Source organism: Janthinobacterium rivuli, assembly GCF_009208735.1.
In the GTDB taxonomy this organism is placed as follows: Bacteria; Pseudomonadota; Gammaproteobacteria; order Burkholderiales; family Burkholderiaceae_D; genus Janthinobacterium.
The window spans coordinates 23,513-45,467 of record NZ_WFLJ01000031.1 but is presented as its reverse complement, the minus strand read 5'-3'; the positions used below and the strand labels follow the sequence as shown (position 1 = coordinate 45,467).

The following is a 21,955-nucleotide window of genomic DNA, read 5'->3' as shown; positions in this document are numbered from 1 at the left end:
AGCCGGCGGCGGCTCGCTGGCCAGCGCGACCGAAGCGCTGGCGGCGCTGGCCGCCGGCGCCGATGCGGTTGCCGGTTCGGCGCGCGCGATGCTGCATGCCGCCAGGAGCGGCAGCATGGTGGAAATCAACAGGCCAGGCTTCATTTATTCAATTTTCGGATACGTTCGGAAGGCGTGATGATGTCGGTCAGGCGGATGCCGAACTTGTCATTCACCACCACCACTTCGCCCTGGGCGATCAGGCAGCCGTTGACCAGCACGTCCATCGGTTCGCCGGCCAGGCCGTCAAGCTCGACCACGGAACCCTGTGCCAGTTGCAGCAGGTTCTTGATGGCGATCTTGGTGCGGCCCAGTTCGACCGTCAGCTGCACGGGGATATCGAGGATGAAATCGATATCGTTGTGCGTTTCCGACTTCGAGGCCTGCTTGGAAAAGTCCTTGAACACGGCGGCGCTGGCCGCGCTGGCCGTATTGGCGGCCTGGTTCTGCAGCGCTTCGGCTTCCGCCTTGGCCTGCTCGGCAATGGCCGCGCCCCAATCGTCTTCCGCGCTTTGGTCGTCTTGGTTGTCAGACATGTGTTTCTCCTGTTGTACAGATGCGGGCCGCAGTGGCCCAGGTATTTTTTAATGATTGTTCATGTTGTCGGTGTTTGCCAGCAACTTTTCAACCTTCAGCGCATATTGTCCGTTCAACACGCCGTAGGTGCAATCCATCACGGGCACGCCGTCGACGGTGGCGGCGATCAGTTCGGGAATATTCAGCGGGATGATGTCGCCCACCTTCATGTTCAAGATCTCGTCGAACGACACGCGCGCCGTGCCCAGCGAAGCGACCAGCTCGACTTCGGCGATCTGGATCTGCTGCGTCATCAGGCGGATCCAGCGCTTGTCCACTTCCAGCGCCTCGCCCTGCAGGCTCGAGGTCAGCGAATCGCGGATCGGTTCGATCATCGAGTACGGCATGCAGAAGTGGATCTGTCCGGAAACGGAGCCCAGTTCCACCGTAAACGTGGACGCCACCACCACCTCGTTCGGCGTGGCGATGTTGGCGAACTGCGTGTTCATTTCTGAACGGATGTATTCGAACTCGACGGGGAAGACCGGCTCCCACGACTTGGTGTAGGCTTCGAAGACGATGTCGAGGATGCGCAGGATGATGCGCTGCTCCGTCTGCGTAAAGTCGCGTCCTTCGACGCGCGTATGGAAACGTCCGTCGCCGCCGAACAGATTGTCGACCAGCAGGAAGACCAGGCCCGGATCGAAGACCATCAGGGCCGTGCCGCGCAGCGGCTTCATGTGCACCAAATTCAGGTTGGTCGGCACCACCAGGTTACGGATGAACTCGCTGTATTTCGATACGCGCACGGAACCGACGGACACTTCGGCGCTGCGGCGCAGGAAGTTGAACAGGCCCACGCGCAGCAGCCGGGCGAAACGCTCGTTGATAATTTCCAACGTTGGCATCCGGCCGCGCACGATGCGCTCCTGGGTTGCCAGGTTGTAGGTACGAACTCCCGTGACATCTTCCGGCGCCTGCGCGTCGTCCTGGTCTCCGTTGACGCCCTTCAAAAGGGCATCGACTTCTTCCTGGGAGAGGAAATTATCGGCCATGGCTGCTTATTGAATGATGAATGCGGTAAATAATACGTCCGTCACGTCCTGCTCCGGCCCTTTGTCCTCGAACGGCTGGTTCACCTGATTGATGATTTCGGCCGCCAGTTGCTGCTTGCCTTCCACGGTATTGAGTTCGGATGCCCTTTTGCCGGACAGCAGCAGCAGCAAGCGGCTGCGCACTTTCGGCATGTTGACCTTGATCAAGTCCATTTCTTCCGGGCTGCTGGCCTGCAAGGTAAACGCGATTTGCAGGTATTGCTCGCCATTTTCCGGCTGCAGGTTGACGGTGAAGGCGTCGATGGGCACGAAGACGGGCGGACCTGCTTTGGAAGCGGCATGTTTTTTCTTGCTGGGTGCCGATTCTTCTTTATCGGCCTTGCCATGCAGGAAGTACCAGGCGGCGCCGCCACCGATACCGCCAGCCACCAGCACCGAGGCCAGCACGATGATCAGAAGCTTCTTTTTCGAGGCGCCGGCGGGAGCCAGGCCTGCATCTGCTTTCGGATCTGCTTTCATTTTTGGATTTGCTTTCAATGGTACTCGAGTGCATGGAAGTGGATCACGACGCCATTATGTCATTATCGGCAAATTCTGCGCAGAAGGATGCAGTGAAAAGAGGGCGGAAGCGCCCTCAACTCGCTGTTTTTAGACGAAAAGTTACGCGGTGGGGCGCGCCGGTGGCCTGTGGACGACGAATTGGCCTCAGGCAAAGGTATCCACGGCACTCAGGCTGGGCCGGCTGCGTCCGCCCGCCGCCGGCGCGATGGCGATCTCGCCACCGGCCGCGCCGCCGCCCTGGCCACTGCCACGGCGTCCGCCCGAGGCTTCCCGGTTGCCCTGGTCCTGCTGTTCCGGCGTACCGGCCGAGACGGTGGCGCTGCCAAAGGCGATGCCCGCTTCGCTCATCATCTCGCGCAGGCGCGGCATGGCCGCTTCCAGCGCCTGGCGCACTTCCGGCTGGGCCGACATGAAGGCGGCATCGGCCTGGTCATTGGTGACCGTCAGTACCACTTGCACCGGTCCCAGGTCGGGCGGGTTCAGCGTGAGGGTGGCGCTCTGGTCGCCGCCGGCCGCCATCCACACGACTTTCTGTCCCAGTTGCTGGTCCCAGGCCGGCGAGCCGACCCGGCTCGTCAGCTTGTCGGCCGGCACGGCCACGGCGGCCGCTGCCTGCTGCAGCGCGCCTGGCTGCAACTGGGCCGCCAGGCGGCTCAGGTCGGCAGGCGTTTCCTTGAGGAACGGTTCGGCCACGGCGGTGCCGGCCTTGGCGGTCGCCGCCAGTTGCGCGTCGATGGCCAGCTTGCCAGGCTCGGCCTTGCCTGCCGGCACGCCGCTGCCTGCTGTGGCGGCCGCCTTGCCCTGGGCCTGGCCCAGGCTGTCGGCAAAGTCGCCGCTGTCGGCCTGTGTGATGACGCTGGCGGCGGCCTTGCCGCTGCCCTGGCCGGCGGCCAGCAAGGGTCCTGTTGCCAGGTTCTTGCCGTCGGCCTTGACGCCGGCGCGCGCGGGCAGTTCCGGCACGGCCTTGGCGGCTGCCGCCGGTGGCTGGATGGCCAGCTGGATGCTGCCCACCAGGGCCAGCATCTCGGCGGCCGGGTCGGCCGGCGGCGTGACTGGTTCGGCGGGGACGGCGGGCACGCTGGCCTCGGCCGTGGCATTGTCGGCGCTGGCGGGCGCGGCTGCCTCGGCAGCTGGTGCCGGCGGCTGTTCGCTGCTGGCCGCCTGTTCGGCGCCCGCTTGCGCCGGCTTCGCTTCGCTCGCTGGCGCCTGGGTCGGCGCCGCGGTGGCGGCATGGCTGGCGGGGCGGGGCGCCGCCGCAGGCGCCGGTATTTGCGCTTGCGTCTGTGCCATATTGCGGCTGGCCTGGCGTTGCTCGATCTGCCGGTTCAAGGTGCGCTGGAAGTCGCCCGCCGTGCCGTTGGTGGACGGCTGGCTGCGGTTGGCGCCGCCCGGCGTGGCGTTCGGCGAGATAATCTGGGAAATCGGGGTTGGCTGGGTTTGCATGATGCTGCCTCAGTGTTGCTTAGCGTTTGTAATAGGCTTGTCGCGCCGCGTGCTCATCCATTGCTTTCTGGTCGCGCTTGTTTTCCAGTTTCAGCGCCTGTTCCTGTGCCCGGTTGTTCAGGGTGGTGTACGACATGCGCTTGCGTTCGGCCAGTTGCCAGCGCATCTTTTCATTCTCGCTGCGCGCCTGCGCATGCTCGACCACTTGCTGCTGGCCCAGGATGGCGCTGTCAAGCTTGACCATGAAGGCCTGGAAATTACGGTAAGCCATGGGCGTGATGCCGCTGCTCATGCTCGTCTCGAAGCGCTTGGCATAGTCGTCGCGGTAGCCGGACAGCATGTCGAGCTTTTCGCGGCAATCGTCGAGCGCTTTCAAGGCCGCGCCCAGGCGCTTGGCGCAGTCGTCCGTTTCGCGCTGGGCGAGGTCGATCAGGGTTGCAAGTTGGGAAGGAGAAGCCATGGCTGATTATATTCCCGCTATGCAAGCCCTAATCAGTCGAATAGAGCGGTAAGTTGCCCCAAGCTCTCGTCCATGCTGACCCGCTCCGTGATTTGCTGTTGCAAAAACGCTTCGATCTTTTCATGCAGGGCGATGGCCTGGTCCAGCACGGGGTCCGTGCCGGCGCTGTAGGCGCCCACGCTGATCAGGTCGCGGCTGCGCTCATAGCGCGAATACAGCTGTTTCAGCTTGCGCGCCTGTTGCTGGTGTTCATGCGTGGTGATCGAGTGGGCGGCGCGCGAGATCGATTGCTCGATGTCGATGGCGGGATAATGGCCCGCTTCGGCCAGGCGGCGGTTCAGCACGATATGCCCGTCCAGGATGGCGCGCGCCGAGTCGGCGATCGGGTCTTGCTGGTCGTCGCCCTCGGTCAGCACGGTATAGAAGGCCGTGATCGAGCCGCCGCCTTCCTCGCCATTGCCGGCCCGCTCCACCAGCACGGGCAGCTTGGCGAAGACGGACGGCGGATAGCCCTTGGTGGCGGGCGGTTCGCCGATGGCCAGGGCGATTTCGCGCTGCGCCATGGCGTAGCGGGTCAGCGAATCCATGATCAAGAGCACGTTTTGCCCCTGGTCGCGGAAATACTCGGCAATGGCCGTCGCGTACGCGGCCCCTTGCAGGCGCATCAGCGGCGGCGTGTCGGCCGGCGCGGCCACGACGACGGAACGGGCCAGGCCTTCGGCGCCGAGGATCTGCTCGATGAATTCCTTGACTTCGCGTCCCCGTTCGCCGATCAGGCCGACGACGATCACGTCCGCCTCCGTGTAGCGGGCCATCATGCCCAGCAGCACGCTCTTGCCCACGCCGGAACCGGCGAACAGGCCCATGCGCTGGCCACGGCCCACGGTCAGCATGGCATTGATCGAGCGCACGCCCACGTCGAGCGTGTCGACGATGGGCGCGCGGCCCAGGGGATTGGCGGGGCGTACGTTGATGGGGGCGCTGTCGGTCGTGTGCAGCGGACCGAGCTGGTCGAGCGGCCGTCCCGCGCCGTCCAGCACGCGGCCCAGCAGTTGCGGCCCGACGGGCAAGTGGCGCGCGCGGTCGCTGGGGCGGCGGCGCGGGTGCGCCACGCTGCCCGGGCGGGGGATGGCCGGTTCGACGGAAAACACGCGCGTGCCGGGCACGATGCCCTCGACGTCGCTTTGCGGCATCAAAAACAGGCGTTCGCCTTCAAAACCCACGACTTCCGCCTCGACCCGGCCGCCATTCGGCAGCGGCACGGTGCAAGCGGCGCCGACGGCCAGGCGCAAGCCCACGGCTTCCATCACCAGGCCGGCCACGCGCGTGACGCGGCCCGAAATCTGCATCGGTTCCACAAAGCCGACCACGGCCGAACAATCGCTCAGGTAGGCGCGCCAGCGCGCCGCATGGGCCGTGGGGCCTTTGACGGGCTCGTTCACGGCGCCAGCCAGTCCAGGTCCTTGCCCAGCGCGTGCGTCAGGCGGTGCCAGCGGGTGGACGTCTGCGCGTCGATCTGGTTGCTGGCCGTGTCGATCTTGCAACCGCCGCGTTCCACGCTGGGGTCTTCGATGATGCGCCAGCCACCCTTGTCGAGTTCGTCACCGATGCCGTCGCGCACCACTTGCGCGTCTTCCGGGTTGAGCATCAGCAAGGCCGGCTGTTGCAGCACCGGCAAGTATTCGATGGCGTCGCGCACCATCGGCAACATCAGCTCGGGGCGCACGGGCAAGGCCGTCTTCAGCATGCCCTTGGCCAGTTGCAGGGCCAGTTCCATCACGTCGTTGGCGATCAGTTCATCGGCCTGCTGCACGGCCGTGCCGAAGTCGACGGCGATGGTTTGCAAATGCGCCAGTTCCACGGCGGACGCCGCCTTGCCTTCCGCATACGACTGGGCGTGGCCATCGGCATGCCCGGCCGCGTGGCCTTCCGCGTAGCCGGCCGCGCGGCCTTCGTCGAAGGCCGTGGCGCGCGCTTCCTCGCGGATGGCGTCGAGTTCTTCCTGCGTCGGGTATTCGAGCGGCGGGGCCGGCTCTTCTTCCGGCAACTCGGCAAAGGGGTCGAATTCGGGTTCGGGCTCCGGTTCGAGCAGCTTGCGCGCCGCCACCACGCTGGGGCGCTCGTCGCCAAACGAGGTCATTTCCCAGCGCTGGTAAGCCGTTTGCTGCTCTTTGGGAATCAAATTAGACAAACGAATCCTCGCCTTTTCCGCCTAAGACAATCTGCCCCTCGTCCGCCAGGCGGCGCACGATCTGCAGGATCTGTTTCTGCTGCGATTCCACTTCCGACAGGCGCACGGGGCCCTTCGATTCCAGGTCTTCGCGCATCATCTCGCCGGCGCGCTGCGACATGTTCTTGAAGATCTTGTCGCGCAGTTCCTGCGAGGCGCCTTTCAGGGCGATGATCAGCATTTCCGACTGTACTTCGCGCAGCAGCAGCTGGATGCCGCGGTCGTCGATATCGATCACGTTGTCGAACACGAACATTTCGTCCATGATCTTTTGCGCCATGTCGTTGTCGTAATTCTTGATATTGTCCATGACGGAGCCTTCCTGCTCGCCGCTCATGAAGTTCAGGATCTCGGCCGCCGCGCGCACGCCGCCCAGCGACGATTTCTTGATGTTTTCGTTACCCGACAGCAGTTTCGTCAGCACGTCGTTGAGTTCGCGCAAGGCGGCCGGCTGCACGCCGTCCAGGGTGGCGATGCGCAAGACCACGTCGTTGCGCAGGCGGTCCGTGAAGTGGCCGAGGATTTCGCAGGCCTGGTCGCGTTCCAGGTGGACCAGGATGGTGGCGATGATCTGCGGGTGTTCGTTGCGGATCAGCTCGGACACGGATTGCGAATCCATCCATTTCAGCGATTCGATGCCGGACGCATCCTTGCCGCCCAGGATGCGCGACAGCAGCACGGACGCCTTGTCGTCGCCCAGCGCCTTGGTGAGCACTTGGCGGATGTATTCGTCCGAATCGAGGCCGACGGTGGAATTGAGTTCCGTCTGCGCGCGGAAGTCGTCGAGCACCTCGACCACCTGCTCGTGCGCGATGCCCTTCATGGTGGCCATGGCGGCGCCCAGTTTCAGCACTTCGCGCGGGCCGAGGAATTTCATGACCTCGGCCGCTTCGCTCTCGCCCAGTGCCAGCATCAGGATCGATGCTTTTTGCAGTCCCGTTGTCTCAGTCATTATTGCCTATCCATGCTTTGATTACGTTGGCCACCACGCGCGGGTCTTCCTGCGCCAGTTTTCTGGCCATCGCCAGGTTTTCGCGATAACCGCGGGCAGTGTCTTCTTCCAGTTCTTCCAGTTCCGCTTCGCTGAGCAGGACTTCGTTTTCTTCGCCATCCTTGGCCAGTTCCGGCTCGATGACGGGCGGCGGGGCGCCGAAATCGTCGATCTTGCGCATCACGGGGCGCAGCATCGGACGCACGATCTTGATGAAGATATACAGCAAGATCAGGGCCGTGATGAGGAATTTCGCCAGTTCCTTGGCCAGCGGCAAGTTGGCCGGGTCGCGCCACCACTCCAGCTTGCCTTCCGGCGCGCGGTCGATGCCGTCGAAGGGCGAGTTGGCCACGCTGAAGCTGTCGCCTCGCTCCTTGTTGTAGCCCATCGCTTCCTTGACCAGATTATTGATCTGGACCATTTCGGCAGGGGAAATCGGCTTGACCGTGACCTTGCCATCCTTGTCGAAGCTGCGGCGGTAGTTGACGACGACGGCCACCGACAGGCGGCGCAGGCCGCCCATGGATTTCTGCTCGTAACGCACGGTCTTGTCAACTTCATAATTCGTCGTCGATTCCTTCTGGGTCGGCGCCGTCGGCGCGCCGCCCGGGGCGCCAGGCGCCTCGGCCGTCAATGGCGCCGTCGCCACGCCTGGCGGCTGGTTCGACAGCGCGCCCGGCACGCCGGACGGGTTGGCATTGCCGGCGCCCGTCGATTCGCTCGTTTGCTGGCTGCGGATGGTGGACGCTTCCGGCGGCGAATTCGGCTTGTAGGTTTCGGCGGCCTGCTCGCTTTGCGAGAAATCCACGTCGGCCGTCGCTTCGGCGCGCACATTGCCTTCGCCAACGATGGGCAGCAGGATCGATTCGACTTGCTTGATCACGCTTTGCTGCAATTGCTGCACGTACTTTAATTGGTTCGGGTCCAGGCTCTTGATGCCGTTGGCGCGGTCCTTGTCCTTTTCCTGGTTCGACAGCAAGGTGCCGGCCTGATCGACCACGGTGACATTGATCGGCAGCAACTCCGGCACGCTGGACGCCACCAGGTGCACGATGGCGCTCACCTGCAGCTGGTCCAGGCCGCGGCCCGGGTGCAGGTTCAGCAGCACGGACGCCGTCGGTTTTTGCTGCTCGCGCACGAAGACGGACGGTTTGGGCAGGGCCAGGTGGACGCGCGCCGTGTCGACGGCGGACACCGATTCGATCGATTTGGCCAGTTCGCCTTCCAGCGCGCGCTGGAAATTGACCTGTTCCAGGAATTGCGACACGCCCAGCTTCTGGTTTTCCATCAGCTCGAAACCCACGTTGCCGCCCTTCGGCAAGCCTTGCGCGGCCAGTTTCAGGCGCGCGTCATGGACTTGCTCGGACGGCACGAGAATGGCGCCGCCGCCTTCGGAAAACTTGTGCTTGATGCCCAGCTGGTCCAGCGACGCCGTGATGGCGCCGCCGTCGCGGTCCGTGTAGTTGGAAAACAGGACTTTGTATTCGGGCGGCTGGTTCCACATGTACAGGGCCACGCCGATGGCGATCAGTGCCGCCACGCCCAGGCCGCGCAGGAAATTCTTGCCCATCGGCGTCTTGGCGAAGGCTTGCACGGACTCCACGGGCGAGCGGGCAGGCGCCGGTTCAGGCGGTATGCGGTTCACATCGATTTCTTCGGCTACAGCCATGATTGCCTTCCAGGGCGGTGTATTTACGTGTATTGGGTGATGCGTGGGGGCCGCATCCTCGGGAGGAGGGGGCGATATGCAGAATTATCCGCCACTGTCACGCGCTTCAATCGTCCAAATAGAAGGCGCTTTTGCCGCCTGCTCGGCCGAGCGGCTGGCGTTGGCGCTGGTATTGTGGAACCCTGGCAACATGTGACGGAAGTTATTGTACCCGTCGTTGCCTGGCAAGCCAGGGTTTTGTTCTCTGGGTGCAACAGGCATGGAACAGATATGAAGCAGACCAGAATCGGGAGGCAAAGTGAAAACAGGCGGTATCGATAGCAGCAGGATCGAGGCGATGATCGCGCAACTGAAGTCGGCGGCCACGCGGCCGGAGGCGAAAATACCGGCGATCCAGACCGAGATGCCGGCGGCGAAGGTGAATTTCGCCGATGCCTTCAAGAGCGCGCTGGACTCCGTGAGCGGCGCGCAAAAAGCCTCGTCGGCGCTGGGCCAGCGCTTTACCATGGGCGATGAAAAGGTCAGCCTGTCGGACGTGATGGTGTCGATGCAAAAGTCGAGCATCGAATTCCAGGCGACGGTGCAGGTGCGCAATAAGTTAGTCTCGGCATATCATGAGATCATGAATATGCAGGTGTAACTGTTGAGAACCCAAAACGAAGACTGGGGTCGGACCCTCAGGGACTCGGCGTCCCCGTCCGACCCCGGCCCTTGCGTTTTGGGTCAACTGACGCTTAGCCTAACCCAGCCATGCGCGCATTTCTCTCGCGCTCCAGCCGCGTGATATAGCGCTGCACGTGCGCCAGCATGCTGCGCGGCAGGTCGACGAACTGGCAGCCGAGGCGGCGGTTCAGCTTGTTGTTCAGCAAGGTCATGTCCAGCGAATTGCGAATCTGCAAAGTCGCCGTGACGATGCCGACCTCGGGCAAGTCGATGCGGCAGCCGGGATAGTCCCGGCCGATGGTCTCGCCCAGCATCAGTTTATTGTCGAGGATGGCGATGCCGCCGCAGCTGATGTCGGCCAGCGGGAACAGGGTGTCGGCGCCGCCCAGCGAGGGCGGCAGGGGAATCGACACGCGCACGGGATTGCTCACGGGCGTCGTCATGCGGTAATACTCGCGCCGCTGCAAGCGGATCAATGTTTCTGGAATGGCAATTTTCAGGGCTGGCGTGCCGCCGTAATTGCACTCTTCCACCAGCGCGCTGGCAAACAGGATGCGGATCTTGTCGAGCGAGGTTTCAAACGAGATGCCCTTGGCGGCCACCATGCGCCGGTTCTGGTCGGTGTTCACGGAACGGTCGAGAATGACGGTATCGTGCTCGGCATCGACGTCCAGGATGGAAGTGACGCACACATCGGATTCACCGTGGATCAACATGCGGATCAGCTGGTTCTTTTCGCCTATGCTGCGCAGCAAGGCGATGATTTCCCGCCGTGATTCCACTTCAAAATCATGCCAGTTTTCGAGGCCGGAATCCAGAATATGTGCTTGCATTGATGCCTGTCTATGTATCGGTGAGGTGGACGCTGGTGTCGGGCGGGGGAGGGATGGGCCCGCCATTCGCAGATTCAATATGATATAACCAGGCCAGCAGTTCCGCAATCGCCCGATACAGGCCGGGCGGAATCTGGCGGTCCAGGTCGACATCCATCAGCAGCGCCACCAATTCCTTCGATTCATGCACGAAGACGCCGTGTTCGCGCGCCGTGCTGATGATCTGGTCCGCGATCAGGCCGCTGCCCTTGGCCACCACCTTGGGCGCCGGCGTGCCGCTCTGGTAGGCCAGCGCGACGGCCGTCTGCGGCACCTTGCGCTTGGCGTCGTCAAGCATCATCTGCTTCCGCTGCTTCGGCGGCGTCCGGCTTGCCGGCGATCGTCAGCGACGACAAGGGCCATCCGGCCGCGTCCAGCGACGCTTCCAGCCGCGCCGCATGCTGGCGCAAGGTGTCGGCGCTGCCTTCGCTGCCCGCCTGCAGCTGGATGGCCACGCGGCCGCCCTGCAAGACCACGTGCGCGGCCAGGTCGCCCAGCAGGGGAAACTGGAAGCGCACATTGCTGCGCCAGGCCGTCGCTTCCCCGTCGCCGTCGCGCCCTTCGTGCTGCTGGCTTTCCGGCGCATCCTTGCTGATATCCCACTGCATCTTCTGGCCGGGCCACGCCTCCCCCTGCCACTGCACGCGCGCCTGTTCGTGCGTATGCAGCTGCAAATTGATCAGTTGCGCCGAAGCCAGGTCGGTACCCGTTTTGGCCATGTCGCCCTGTGCCGCCTTCTGCATTTGCGGTTCCAGCAGCAGCGACGCCAGCGGCCGCTTGCCTTCCGCCCATTCGGCCACATGCGACTCATAGAACAGGCCGCTGCTGCCGACCGCCTCCTGCAGTTTCTGGGCCACCTGGGCCGGAGCGGCGCCCGGCGTCGTCATCAGCGGCGTCTTGCCGACCAGGAACAGGGGCGCGCCGGGCACGCTTTCCGCCTGGCTGAGCACAGTGCTGATGGCGCGCGCGGTGGAGCTGAGCTCGGGCGCTGGCGTGTCGCCGGCCAGGGCGGGCAGCAGATTGGCGGGCGTGAGGGGGGCGCGGCTGAGCAGGGTGGCGGCCGTGCTGCTGGCGCGCGTGCCCGCCTGGGCGGCGCCGGCCTGGGGGCCGCGTGTTTCGGCCGCATCCGGCTCGGCTTCCGCGTCCGCATACGTCAGCAGGGCGCTGGCGGGCTGGTCGCGGTTATTGCCGATTTGAAAAGAGGGACGGGGATTGATGCCGATCAAGGTCAGCGGGATTTCCGTGCCCGGTTGCGCGCCGGCGGGCAGTTGCATGCGGGCCGGCGTGCCGGCCACGCGCACGAGGAAGCTGCCGTCGCCCATGCGGGCCAGCACCTGTCCCTGCATGGATTTGCCGATCAGTCCCTGCAGCGAGCGCTGGAACTCGGCCTGGCGCGGGTCGGCGACGGCATCGGCCGCCCGCGTGGCCTTGACCGGGGTCAGGGGCGTCATGCCGATCGCATCCATCTTCGGCAACATGGCGCCCCCGTATGCGCTTACGCGCCGTAGGCGTTGGCCAGGCGCCGTTCGGTGCCGGTGCTGTTGATCAGCTTGGACAATTGCGCCATCCATGGCATGGTCAGGTCGCGGATCTTGCGATCATCTTCCAGGATCTGCTTGATCATGGCGACCTTGCGCTGGCGGCCTGCGCTTTCCAGCACGACTTTTGCCTCGTTCGCCTTCAGCGCTTCCACGTGCGCGCTGATGCGCTGCTCCAGCGCTTCCAGTTCGTCCCAGTCGGCGTTGGTGGCGGCGGTGACCATCTGGCCCGTCAGGGTCTGCATGGCTTCGTAGGTGGTCAGGACTTCTTGATTGGTCATCATGGGTCAGGCGCTCGCAAGGCTGGGCATACGTTTCAAATCGGCGCCAGGCATGGCGGCGGGGGTGGCTCCGATGGCATTCCAGGTTTCGCGCAGGTCGGTGAGCAGGCGCTGCACTTCTTCCAGCATGCCAAGATCGTTGTGGATGTTGGCCGTCAGCAGGCGCGCGCTCATATATTCATACAGGGCGTCGAGGCCTTCGGCGATCTGGCCGCCCGCTTCCTTGTCCAGGCTGGCGCGCAAGCCATTGTCGATGATCTGGATGGCTTTCGAGATCGACTTGCCTTTTTCCGGCACATTGCCCGATTTCATGTGCACTTGCGCGCTCAGCACGGCCACCAGGGCGCCGTCGTACAGCATCACGATCAGCTTGTGCGGCGAGGCCGAGCCTATGCCCGTTTCCAGGCCGACCTTGGCATAGGCGTTGACGCCACGTTGTTGGGTTCCAAACATGTAATTCTCCTGATGATTGGGCTTAACGGTTGGCGGCGATGGCGGCCAGCTGCTGGGTCAAATAGTTTTGCGTGGAGGTCATTTTGCTCAGCGTCACGTCGAGGCGCGAATACTGCGCGCGGTAGCGCGCTTCGATGTCCGTCAGTTTCTCGCTGAACTTGTCGCGCTGCGTCGCGATGTTCTTGATCGTTTCATTGAGACCCTTGGAACGGTTGGTGATCATGCCGTCCGTGCCGAGGAAGGAGGTCGCCAGGTTATTCAACTGATATGCATAGCCCTGCGAGAAGCTGACTGTGCCGCGCGAACCGGTGGTGCCGCCCGTGACTTCAATCTTCAGGCCCTCGGCCGGCGAACCGGCGGCGCCCGTCAGGGTCTGGCCCGAACCGATCACCGGTTGTCCGCCCAAGGTGCCGGCTACGTCCGCACCCTTGACGGGCACGGAGGCGCCGAACAGGGCACTTGGCGCCGTGCCGGTGCCGCTGCTGACGGCAATATTCGAGACGGAGCCGTAGCGGCTCGATGCCAGCACCAGCTTGCCCGTGCCATCGATGGAAGCCGACACGGTGGAGCCAGCGTCGGAAAAGGATTTCACGCCGTTGATCGACGACTGGATCAGCGACGCCATCTGGGCAGGCGTGTACGTCCCGGCCGGAATGACGACCTGGGCCGTATTCTTGGCAGCGCTGGGCTCGCTATCGTTCAGTGTGATGCTCCACGTGGTGTCGCTGGCAATCGTCGTGCTGGCGGGCAAGACGGCGGCCGAAGTGATGGAACCCTGGCTGGCCATCGTGGTGATCGACAGCTCATAGCTGCCTGGCTTGGTCGCGGCGGTCGAGCTGGTAAAGGTGACGTTGCTGTCGCTGGCCTTGCCGAGTGCGGAAAACAGGCCGGCGATGTCGGTGAAGTTGGCACTGATGGCTTTGTCGAGCTTGCTGGAGTCCAGCGCCAGGCTGCCATCTTTTTGAAAGGAGATGCCGACCTGGCTCAAGGTGCTCAGATTGCTGTTCAAGCCGGTGATCGGCGCGCCCAGCTGCCTGCGCAGCTGGCTCTGGATCGATTGTGCGGTCGAGTCGCCCAGCAGGACGCCGCCCTTCTTGGTTTCCGGATCATAGGCCGTCATCTTGGCCATCGCCGTATTCAGGTCGTTATACGCCTTGACGAAGGCATTGATGCTGGTCTTGACGGTGGACGTATCTTTCTGCACCGACAAACTGGTGCTGCCGACCTTGGCAATGCCCAGGGTCACGCCTTCAATGGCCGTATCGACGCTGTTGGACGCACTGGTGATGGCGATACCGTTGACGCTGAAGTTGGTGTTTTGCGCAGCGCTGTTCTGCTTCAGGTTCTGCGTGCCGCCCGCATCGTACGATAATAAATCGTTCAGGGCACTGTCGGGGGGCAGACCGTCGCTGCCGCTGAGCGAGATTTTCATGGCCGAGTTGGCGCCCGTCTTCGACGAGCTCAAGACCAGATGGTAGGGTTTGTCCGTGCCGTCCGAGACGATGCTGGCCATCACGCCCAGGCCAGCGTTATTGATGGCGTCGCGGATGCCTTGCAAGGTATTGTTGGTGGCGTCGATCACCACCGTGCCCGTCGCCTGCGTGCCGTCCTGGGTAAAGTTGGTGTTCATGTAGGCGCCACCGGAGCCTGCCGTCAGTCCGGCGGCAGCCGGATTGCTGCCGGCGATGGTGATCGGGCTGGCATTGCTTGAGGCCAGATTGATGGTGCTGGTCAGCGTCACGTTCGAGCCGTCATTGACCGAGTTCGAGGCATGGCCGATGCCGCCCTTGACGGAGCCCGTCACCACTTCTTCGATGTTGAGGTTGGAACCGTCGGCGCGCGTAAATTTCAGGGTGCCGTCGGCGGCCTTGCCGGTGACGGTGATGTTGGCCGCGGCCAGCGCATTCGAGACGGCGTTCGGGCCTTCGAGCGTCGTGTCGAGCGAGGCTGCCGTGATGCCGGTGCCTGCAGCGACGCCGTTACCCTGGGTGACGATCTCGATGCCACCCACCGACAGCGAGTAGGTGCCGTCCGCGCCCGTTTCGATATTGCCGAAGCCGGCGAACATGGTGGCGCTGCTCGAGGTAGGCTGGGCTGTGGCCGTTACGCCCGTGGTGCTGCTCTTGGCGTTGATGGCGTCCGCGAGGGCGCGCGCGCTCTTGGTGCTGGCGTCGGTGGGGATGGCGGTGCCGTTGAGTATCAGGGAGCCGTTGCTGATGCCGGTCTGTGCCGTGGTGGCGCCCAGGGCCGTGCCGCTCAGGCCGAAGGTGCCGCCGGCGAGCGAGCCCAGCTGGAAGGAAATCGTCGTCTTGCTGCCCAGTCCGATGGTCGACAGCTTGCTGGCCATGCCGCCCGACATCAGGGTCTGCGACTGGGCCAGCTGCGTGACATTGATGTTGTAGTTGCCGGCCACGGCCTTGGCGCCGGCGCTGGCCGTCAGCACCAGGGGATCGGCAGGCGTGGCGCTGACGGCGCGAAAGTTATTGCTGTTGGACAGGGCCGACAGCGAACTCTGGAAGGTGCTGACGGCGCCACTGAGCGTGCCCATCGCGCTGAGCTTGGACTGGTAAGAGGCCGTTTTCTTGTCAAAAGTACCCAGCGGCGCGGCTTCGGCCGTCATCAGCTTGTCGATGAGGGCATTCACATCCAGGCCGCTGGCGCCGGCGCCGATGCCAACGGATGATACTGTAGGGGTGATGGCCACTGAATACTCCTAGGAAAACGCTAATATAAGCTGTTATCGACAGAATCAATCAGGACTTGAGAGGGGGATTTACCGCGCTGTTTTCAGCGGGAGCAAAAAAGCGGGGAAGAGGCGGGAGGATATTGCTTTATTTATAATGAAAAACGGGGCCGGATAGCCAGGCTACCGAACCCCGTGGTCATGCTGATGCCTGCTGCCGCGATGTCGCATGTCCGTGTGCCAAGCCATCATCAGGCGCTTTGGCGGATCAGCGAGCCTTTGGCTGAGTCAAAGGTCTTGGCCAATTCCAGCGCTTCCTTGGTGGGAATCTGGCGCAATACTTCCTTGGTTTCCTGGTCGATAACCTTGACCACCGTGCGCTGGCTGTCTTCATCGATGGAAAATTCCAGGCCTTGCGTCTTCATCTGCGACGACTGGTTCAACTCCGATACCGCCTTGTCCAGCTGTTCGCGGCTGGGCTCGCGGCTGGCTGGCTGTGGTGCAACCGTGCCGTTTTCAGTGGCCGCGCGTGGCGCTGCCGGGCGGGCCGATGGCGTGTCCGCAGACGCATAACTCTTGTCTATTCTGGCCGCGGAGGCGGCCGCTATCGTGTCGATAGTCATGGTGCTCTCCTAGTGAAAATTCCCCTGCCGAAAAAATCCGGCAGGGGAATCAGAGACCTACGCTGTTGCCTTGCCAATCGGAGATTAGCCGCGCAGCAGGCTCAGCACGCCGTTTGGCAGCGAGTTCGCTTGCGCCAGCATGGCAGTACCAGCTTGTTGCAGGATCTGGCCGCGGGTCATGTTGGCCGTTTCCGATGCAAAGTCGGTATCGACGATGCGGCTGCGCGATGCGGACAGATTTTCCGTGGTCGATTGCAGGTTGGAAATCGCCGACGAGAAGCGCGATTGCAAAGCACCATACTGGGCGCGTTGGCTGTTGACCGTGGCCAGTGCTGCATCGGCAATTTTAATTGCCAGCTGCGCGCCGTCAAACGTCGTCACGTCCAGGGTCGACACGGAGTTCAGGGTCGAACCTTGTGCCGTCGCTTTACCAATTGCCAGGCCGGTAGTGGTGTTTTCCGTGACCGAGAAGCTGTTTTGCGAGTCGAAGGTCACGCGGCCGTTGACCGTGGCGGCGTCGGCTGCGGCGATGATCGACTGTGCCGCACCTTGCACCGTGCCACTGGCCTTGTAGCCGTCCACGTCGAACTTGGTGTTGGCCGTCGTGCCTTGCGTCAGGTTGATGTTCTCGCCCGATGCATTGGTCAGCTTCATGCCCTTGTTGACGCTATCGTACTGGGCGGTCACGCCGGTCTTTGCCGTTTGGGCATTGATGGCGTTGATGCCTGCCGCGTAGTCGGCTGCGGTCGATGCCGTGCCGCTGACGGCGAACGACACGGTGACAGGCGCCGTGCTTGGGTTGTCCGAACTGATGGCGAACGAATACGATTCGGCGCCCAGGTTCAGGTTCACGTCCGTTTGTGCCGAAGCGGTCACACCCGTTTTTGCCGTTTGGCTGTTGATGTCGGCGGCGACGGATTTGGCCGTGCTGCCTTTGACGCCGGCGGCGGCTGCCGTCGTGTCGACGGTGGCGGTGCCGATGGAGCCGGAAATCGTCAGCTTGCCGACGACGGCATTACCCAGCGCATCTTTCTTGACAGCCGATGCATCGTTGGCGATACGGTTGTTACCGTAGGTATTGGTCAGGAAGTTCGCACCGCTGGCGGAAATGAGCTGATTGGCATCGGCGCCGACCTGGAAGTTGGCCGTACCCATGGTGCCGTCCAGCAGCGCCTGGCCGTTGAATGAGGTGGTTTGGGCGATACGGTTCAATTCCGAACCCAGTTGGCCTACCTCGGTTTGCAGCGCCTGGCGGTCGCTCGACGAGTTCGTCGAGTTCGACGATTGCACGGCCAGTTCGCGGATGCGTTGCAGGATGTCGCCCGAGCTCGACAGTGCGCCTTCAGCCGTCTGGGCCAGCGAGACGCCGTCGTTTGCATTGCGGGTGGCTTGGGTCATGCCGCGGATTTGCGACGTCATACGGTCGGAAATCGCCAGACCAGCAGCATCATCCTTGGCGCTGTTGATGCGGAAGCCGGAGGACAGGCGTTGCAGCGAGGTGCTCAAGGCCGACTGCGAGGTCGACAGGTTGCGTTGCGAATTCAGGGACGAGATGTTGGTATTAATTACTGCAGCCATGATAATTCTCCAAACAGGTACTACATTGCGCTATGTGCTAGTCACTTTGGCCTGCCCCGCTGTTCCGGGACAATCAAGCCGCTGTTGTTTAGGGTAACGGTTGCTCTGTGGGAAAATTTATGGCGAAAAGTGCTTTAAATTTTAATTTTTAGCCCTTCAGTTTGCCGCCGGCCGCGCGCTAGACGACATGATTTAAAGAAACTTGAGGGTAAAAATAGTTTTATTTTCATATCGCGCGGACGCCGGCGCAGCGCTGGAATGGGAAGAGATATTATGTTTTTGCCATGAAAAATGCCGTCCGGCCGGGTGGCGGGACGGCATGGCGTGAAGCTGACAGGGCTTAGTCCGCCACCACCACGCGGTTCTTGCCCGTCTGCTTGGCCTGGTACATGGCGCGGTCGGCGCGCTTGACCAGCTCGGCCTGGTCTTCGTTGGGCAGGCGCAGGGCCACGCCGGCGGAAAAGGTGATCAAGACTTTTTCGTTATCGTGCAGGAAGAAGTGCCGGGTCAGCTCGCGCTGCAAGCGCGTCATCGTCGATGACGCCGCCTCGACCGTCGTTTCCGGCAGCAGGATGAGGAATTCCTCGCCGCCGAAGCGGGCGATGACGTCCATCGAGCGCAGCGTTTCCTTGACGATCTTCACCAGGTGTTTCAAGGCGGCGTCGCCGGCCAGGTGGCCGTAGGTGTCGTTCAGGCGCTTGAAATCGTCCAGGTCCAGCATGGCGATGCACAGTGGCGTGCCGCGGCGGTCGGAACGGGCCGTCTCGCGTTCAAACACGTCGTCCAGGCCGCGTCGGTTCAGGCTGCCCGTCAGCTGGTCTTCCCGCACCAGTTCGCTCATATGCTGGAGCTTCGCTTCCAGGGTGTGGATGCGCTGTTCCGCATCCTGCACTTCCTGGCGCGCCAGCACCATCTTGTCGCGTGCGCGCAAGGCTTCGTTCTGCACCATGCGCGTTTCGCGCAAGACTTCGTCGAGAACGCTGTTCAGTTCGCTGATATTTTCCGCCTGGCTGATCTTTTCCGAATAGCCGCCGATCTTTTCATGGAAGTCGCCCGTGCTGGCCGCCACTTGTCCCAGGCGGTCGATGAAGGTCATCATCATGTTCTTGACCGTCAGCTTGACGTCGGACAGGCTGTGCTTGAGCTGGCCTTGCTTGTAGATGACTTCCTTCAGGCTGCGCGTGGCGTCTTCCAGCGCGCGCTGGTCGAGCGGGCCGGCGATCAGGTTTTGCACGGCATCAACCTGGCCGCGCAGCCAGCTGTCGTCGTCGAGCAACTGGCTGACGTTATCGAGCAGCAACTTGAACAGGCGCAGCAGCAATTCCTGCTGCTCGGCCGTGTCGCCGCTTTTCAATTCGATCTGGTAACACAGTTGCTTCAGGCGCAGCGCCGCTTCGTTCAGCGCTTCTTCCGTGTGGGCCAGCTTGATGGCCGCGCCCAAGGACTCTGCCTCTTCCACCAGCGCGGGCGTGCCCGTCAGCAAGGTGGCGACGGCAAAGCCCAGGGTGCGGCTGAGCAATTCGCGCAGGGTGCGCGTCTGTTCGCCGTCCGGCAGGGGCGGCAATTCGATGCCGCCGCCTTTCTTGACCTGTTTTTCCGCCAGTTGCGCCAGGGTGCGCGCATAGCTGTCCCAGTCGCGTGCTTTCAGGGCGCGCTGGAAGCGCCGGCCAAAGTCGCCCAGTTCGCCCGCCGATTCGCTCATCTTGGCGGCAAACTGCGTCAGGACGTTTTCTGCGCCACTTTCTGCTTTTTCTACATTGGCGCTGGCGGCCAGCACCGCGGCAGGCGCAGCTGGCGTCTCCGCCGGTTCGCTGATGCCGGCGATTTCATTGTAAATCTCGCGGTAGGCGCTGGGCGTGGGGGCGATGCGGCGCGTGGCCAGGCGGCGAAACGCTTCGCGGGCGATATCGGCGGGATTCATCGCGGCGGCGGCATGCGTGGCGCCAGCGGGCGCGCTTGCTGGTGAAGATGGCAATTTACTGGACATGTAGGCACAGCCTTTTCAGATATTTCTCATTATCCTCATGATATGCGAGTTGGCAAAGAACTTATTGTGCGAGAAGCAAGGAGAAGTCCTGTCAATTCGCCCGATGCCAGCGCGCATGCCGCTTTGCGTCAATCCACCAGCTGGTTGCGGATGGCGTAATGCGTCAGTTCGGCGCTGTTCTTGAGTTTCATCTTGACCAGCAGGCGGGCGCGGTATTCGCTGACGGTTTTCACGGACAATTTCAGCTCTTCGGCGATGGCGCCCACGGCCTTGCCCGAGGCGATCATCACCAGGGTCTGGTATTCGCGGTCCGACAAGGTGTCGTGCAAGGCCGTTTCGTGGTCTTCGCCCACCGTGTTGGCCAGTTCCTGCGCCAGCGAAGCGCTGATGTATTTCAATCCCTGCGCCACCTGGCGGATGGCCGTGACCAGCTCGCGCGGCGCGCTCTGTTTCGTCAGGTAGCCGGCCGCGCCCGCCTTGAGCGAGCGGATGGCGTACTGATCTTCGCGGTGCATGGACAGCATCAGCACGGCCAGTTCCGGCTTTTCCTTCTTGATCTGCTTGAGCACTTCGATGCCGCTGCGGTCGGGCAGGGAGATGTCGAGCAGCAACACCTGGCATTTCGAGCCGCGGAACAGCTTGATGGCGTCGTGGCCATTTTCGGCCTCGCCGGCCACGATGATGTCCTTCGTATCGGCGAGGATTTGCTTCAAGCCCTCGCGCACGATCGCGTGATCGTCGGCGATGAATACCCGGATGGTGGCTTTTTCTTTCATGACTGCGTTGTTTCCTATCTAATTCACCCACTGGCCGCTTCTGGCGGCGGCCCGCTGTGCGCGGGCGCACTGGCTGCAGCCGCTATTATCGCCTCTCGTGGCGTGGTCAGCCGGATTTTTATGCTGAGGATGGTGCCGCCGTCCGGCCCGTCCATCAGGCTCAGGGTGCCGCCCAGCGCGCTGGCCCGTTCGGCCATGCCGCGGATGCCGAACGATTGCGGCTTGGCGCGGTCGGACAGGCGCATGCCGACGCCGTTGTCGGCGATGGTCAGGCGCAGATGCTGGCGCTGGCGGGCCAGGCGCACGCTGACCTTGCTCGCCTGCGCATGCTTGGCGATGTTCGTCAGCGCTTCCTGGGCGATGCGGAACAGGCTGGTCGCCTGGTCCAGTTCCAGTTCGATATGCTGGCGGTTCGAGACGAACTGGCATGCGATGCCGGCCTGGCGCGCGAATTCCTTCACTTGCCAGTCCAGCGCGGCGACCAGGCCCAGGTCCAGCATGGAAGGGCGCAAGTCCAGCGAAATGCGGTGCACGGCGTCAATGCTGCGGTCGACCAGGGCATCGACATAGTCGGCCTTTTCCTGCAGCAGCGTATCTTCCGGTGGCAAGCGGCGCGCCAGCATGGCCAGCGCCATCTTGATGGCCGTCAGATTGCCGCCCAGGTCATCGTGCAATTCGCGCGCCAGGCGCGTGCGTTCGTGTTCCTTGACCTTGTCGATGTGCGCGGTCAGCTCGGCCAGGCGGGCGCGCGACTGGCGCACTTCGCTCTGCTCGAGCCGGCTTTCCGTGATATTCGTCATGATGCCTTCCCACTGCACCGTGCCGTCGGCCAGCGCGCGCGGCGTGGAGCGCAGGTTGATCCATTTGACGTCCTTCCAGGCATCGATCCAGATGCGGCCTTCCCAGTTCCAGCTCCACAAGGCGCTTTTTGATGCCTGCATCGATTCCAGATACGAGACGCGGTCGTCGGCCAGGATCAACTGGTAAAACAGTTCCGGGCGCGCGTGCAGCTGTGCCGGGCTCAGGCCCAGTAGGGCCTGGCAACCGTCGCTCAGGTAGGGGAAGGCGGCGCGTCCGTCCGCATGCAGGCAGAACTGGTACACCAGGCCCGGCGTATTCGAGACGATGGCGTTGAAGCGCGACTGCACCTGCGCCAGGGCGGCGGCCGTCGCCTGCGGCGTGCGCAAGTCTTCGCCTTCGGCCAGCAGCAGGGCGCGCCCCTGGCGGCTGGCGCGCGACAGGTGCAGGCTGAGCGAATACAGGCTGCCGTCGCGACGGCGCTGCTGCACGTGCAGCAGGGCTTGCGCGCCGATGCTGTCGTCCAGGGTCGCCAGCACGGCGGCCAGTTGCTGCGCGTCGAGCTGCGGCGCGAGGGTGAAGGGCGTCATCGCCAGCAATTGCTTGCGTGCATATTGCAAGTTGTCGCAGGCGGCATCGTTGGCATCGAGCAATTGCAAGCTGGCCGCGTCGTACAGGTAGATTTCCGGCGCCGCCGCGCGCAGGGCGGGCGCCAACCGGGGAGTGTCGTGCATGGAGT

Annotated in this window: 21 protein-coding genes; 1 reads left to right on the top strand and 20 read right to left on the bottom strand. The window is 63.2% G+C overall.

Annotated elements, in window-relative coordinates:
- Nucleotides 1–140 precede the first annotated feature (140 nt).
- From fliN to fliF, 9 genes are all read right to left on the bottom strand, one after another.
- Nucleotides 141–575, bottom strand: coding sequence for a flagellar motor switch protein FliN (fliN, locus tag GCN78_RS28235; protein WP_034754038.1), 435 nt, complete (start codon nt 573–575; stop codon nt 141–143).
- Between the two features lie 48 nt (nt 576–623).
- The gene (fliM, locus tag GCN78_RS28230; protein ID WP_101482396.1) at nt 624–1,610 is read right to left on the bottom strand and encodes a flagellar motor switch protein FliM; all 987 of its coding nucleotides are present in this window, start codon (nt 1,608–1,610) and stop codon (nt 624–626) included.
- A gap of 6 nt (nt 1,611–1,616) precedes the next feature.
- Nucleotides 1,617–2,129: a flagellar basal body-associated protein FliL gene (gene fliL / locus GCN78_RS28225; protein ID WP_152254652.1), complete on the bottom strand. Its 513-nt coding sequence runs from the start codon at nt 2,127–2,129 to the stop codon at nt 1,617–1,619.
- 186 nt (nt 2,130–2,315) lie between these two features.
- Nucleotides 2,316–3,614, bottom strand: a complete 1,299-nt coding sequence (locus GCN78_RS29940; RefSeq protein ID WP_264372702.1) for a flagellar hook-length control protein FliK — start codon at nt 3,612–3,614, stop codon at nt 2,316–2,318.
- Nucleotides 3,615–3,633: 19 nt separating this feature from the next.
- Nucleotides 3,634–4,074 carry a flagellar export protein FliJ gene (gene fliJ, locus GCN78_RS28215; protein WP_152254651.1) on the bottom strand — a complete coding sequence of 147 codons (441 nt, stop codon included), beginning with the start codon at nt 4,072–4,074 and terminating at the stop codon, nt 3,634–3,636.
- A 32-nt stretch (nt 4,075–4,106) separates the two neighbouring features.
- Nucleotides 4,107–5,423 carry a flagellar protein export ATPase FliI gene (gene fliI, locus GCN78_RS28210; protein ID WP_226939863.1) on the bottom strand — a complete coding sequence of 439 codons (1,317 nt, stop codon included), beginning with the start codon at nt 5,421–5,423 and terminating at the stop codon, nt 4,107–4,109.
- Between the two features lie 89 nt (nt 5,424–5,512).
- A complete protein-coding gene (locus GCN78_RS28205; protein WP_152254658.1) occupies nt 5,513–6,214 on the bottom strand; it encodes a flagellar assembly protein FliH in 702 nt (233 codons plus the stop codon).
- A gap of 43 nt (nt 6,215–6,257) precedes the next feature.
- Entirely contained in the window at nt 6,258–7,256 is a 999-nt protein-coding gene (gene fliG / locus GCN78_RS28200) for a flagellar motor switch protein FliG (RefSeq protein WP_034787109.1), read from the bottom strand.
- A complete protein-coding gene (gene fliF, locus GCN78_RS28195) occupies nt 7,249–8,964 on the bottom strand; it encodes a flagellar basal-body MS-ring/collar protein FliF (RefSeq protein ID WP_058049019.1) in 1,716 nt (571 codons plus the stop codon). The genes fliG and fliF overlap by 8 nt, the downstream gene beginning before the upstream one ends.
- A 337-nt stretch (nt 8,965–9,301) precedes the next feature.
- Between fliF and fliE the strand changes: the two genes are divergently transcribed.
- On the top strand, nt 9,302–9,604 hold the full coding sequence (gene fliE, locus GCN78_RS28190) for a flagellar hook-basal body complex protein FliE (RefSeq protein ID WP_230539976.1): 303 nt from the start codon (nt 9,302–9,304) through the stop codon (nt 9,602–9,604).
- A 94-nt stretch (nt 9,605–9,698) separates the two neighbouring features.
- Here the strand turns inward: fliE and GCN78_RS28185 are convergent, their stop codons facing one another.
- From GCN78_RS28185 to GCN78_RS28135, 11 genes are all read right to left on the bottom strand, one after another.
- Nucleotides 9,699–10,460: a flagellar brake protein gene (locus GCN78_RS28185; protein ID WP_152254650.1), complete on the bottom strand. Its 762-nt coding sequence runs from the start codon at nt 10,458–10,460 to the stop codon at nt 9,699–9,701.
- A 10-nt stretch (nt 10,461–10,470) separates the two neighbouring features.
- Nucleotides 10,471–10,797, bottom strand: a complete 327-nt coding sequence (locus GCN78_RS28180; protein ID WP_152254657.1) for an EscU/YscU/HrcU family type III secretion system export apparatus switch protein — start codon at nt 10,795–10,797, stop codon at nt 10,471–10,473.
- Complete coding sequence (gene fliK, locus GCN78_RS28175) at nt 10,790–11,977, bottom strand: flagellar hook-length control protein FliK (protein ID WP_152254649.1); 1,188 nt, start codon at nt 11,975–11,977, stop codon at nt 10,790–10,792. The genes GCN78_RS28180 and fliK overlap by 8 nt, the downstream gene beginning before the upstream one ends.
- 17 nt (nt 11,978–11,994) lie before the next feature.
- Nucleotides 11,995–12,321, bottom strand: a complete 327-nt coding sequence (locus GCN78_RS28170; protein ID WP_152254648.1) for a flagellar protein FliT — start codon at nt 12,319–12,321, stop codon at nt 11,995–11,997.
- Between the two features lie 3 nt (nt 12,322–12,324).
- Nucleotides 12,325–12,771, bottom strand: coding sequence for a flagellar export chaperone FliS (gene fliS / locus GCN78_RS28165; RefSeq protein ID WP_152254647.1), 447 nt, complete (start codon nt 12,769–12,771; stop codon nt 12,325–12,327).
- A 22-nt stretch (nt 12,772–12,793) separates the two neighbouring features.
- Nucleotides 12,794–15,475 (bottom strand): flagellar filament capping protein FliD, encoded by a 2,682-nt coding sequence (fliD, locus tag GCN78_RS28160; RefSeq protein ID WP_226939862.1) that lies wholly within the window; start codon nt 15,473–15,475, stop codon nt 12,794–12,796.
- 230 nt (nt 15,476–15,705) lie between these two features.
- Nucleotides 15,706–16,077, bottom strand: a complete 372-nt coding sequence (locus tag GCN78_RS28155; RefSeq protein WP_152254646.1) for a flagellar protein FlaG — start codon at nt 16,075–16,077, stop codon at nt 15,706–15,708.
- Nucleotides 16,078–16,161: 84 nt separating this feature from the next.
- Nucleotides 16,162–17,655 (bottom strand): flagellin N-terminal helical domain-containing protein, encoded by a 1,494-nt coding sequence (locus tag GCN78_RS28150; RefSeq protein ID WP_152254645.1) that lies wholly within the window; start codon nt 17,653–17,655, stop codon nt 16,162–16,164.
- A 340-nt stretch (nt 17,656–17,995) separates the two neighbouring features.
- On the bottom strand, nt 17,996–19,576 hold the full coding sequence (locus GCN78_RS28145) for a GGDEF domain-containing protein (protein ID WP_152254655.1): 1,581 nt from the start codon (nt 19,574–19,576) through the stop codon (nt 17,996–17,998).
- Between the two features lie 194 nt (nt 19,577–19,770).
- On the bottom strand, nt 19,771–20,418 hold the full coding sequence (locus tag GCN78_RS28140) for a response regulator (RefSeq protein ID WP_034753998.1): 648 nt from the start codon (nt 20,416–20,418) through the stop codon (nt 19,771–19,773).
- Between the two features lie 23 nt (nt 20,419–20,441).
- Nucleotides 20,442–21,950, bottom strand: coding sequence for a sensor histidine kinase (locus tag GCN78_RS28135; protein WP_226939861.1), 1,509 nt, complete (start codon nt 21,948–21,950; stop codon nt 20,442–20,444).
- Nucleotides 21,951–21,955: the final 5 nt, after the last annotated feature.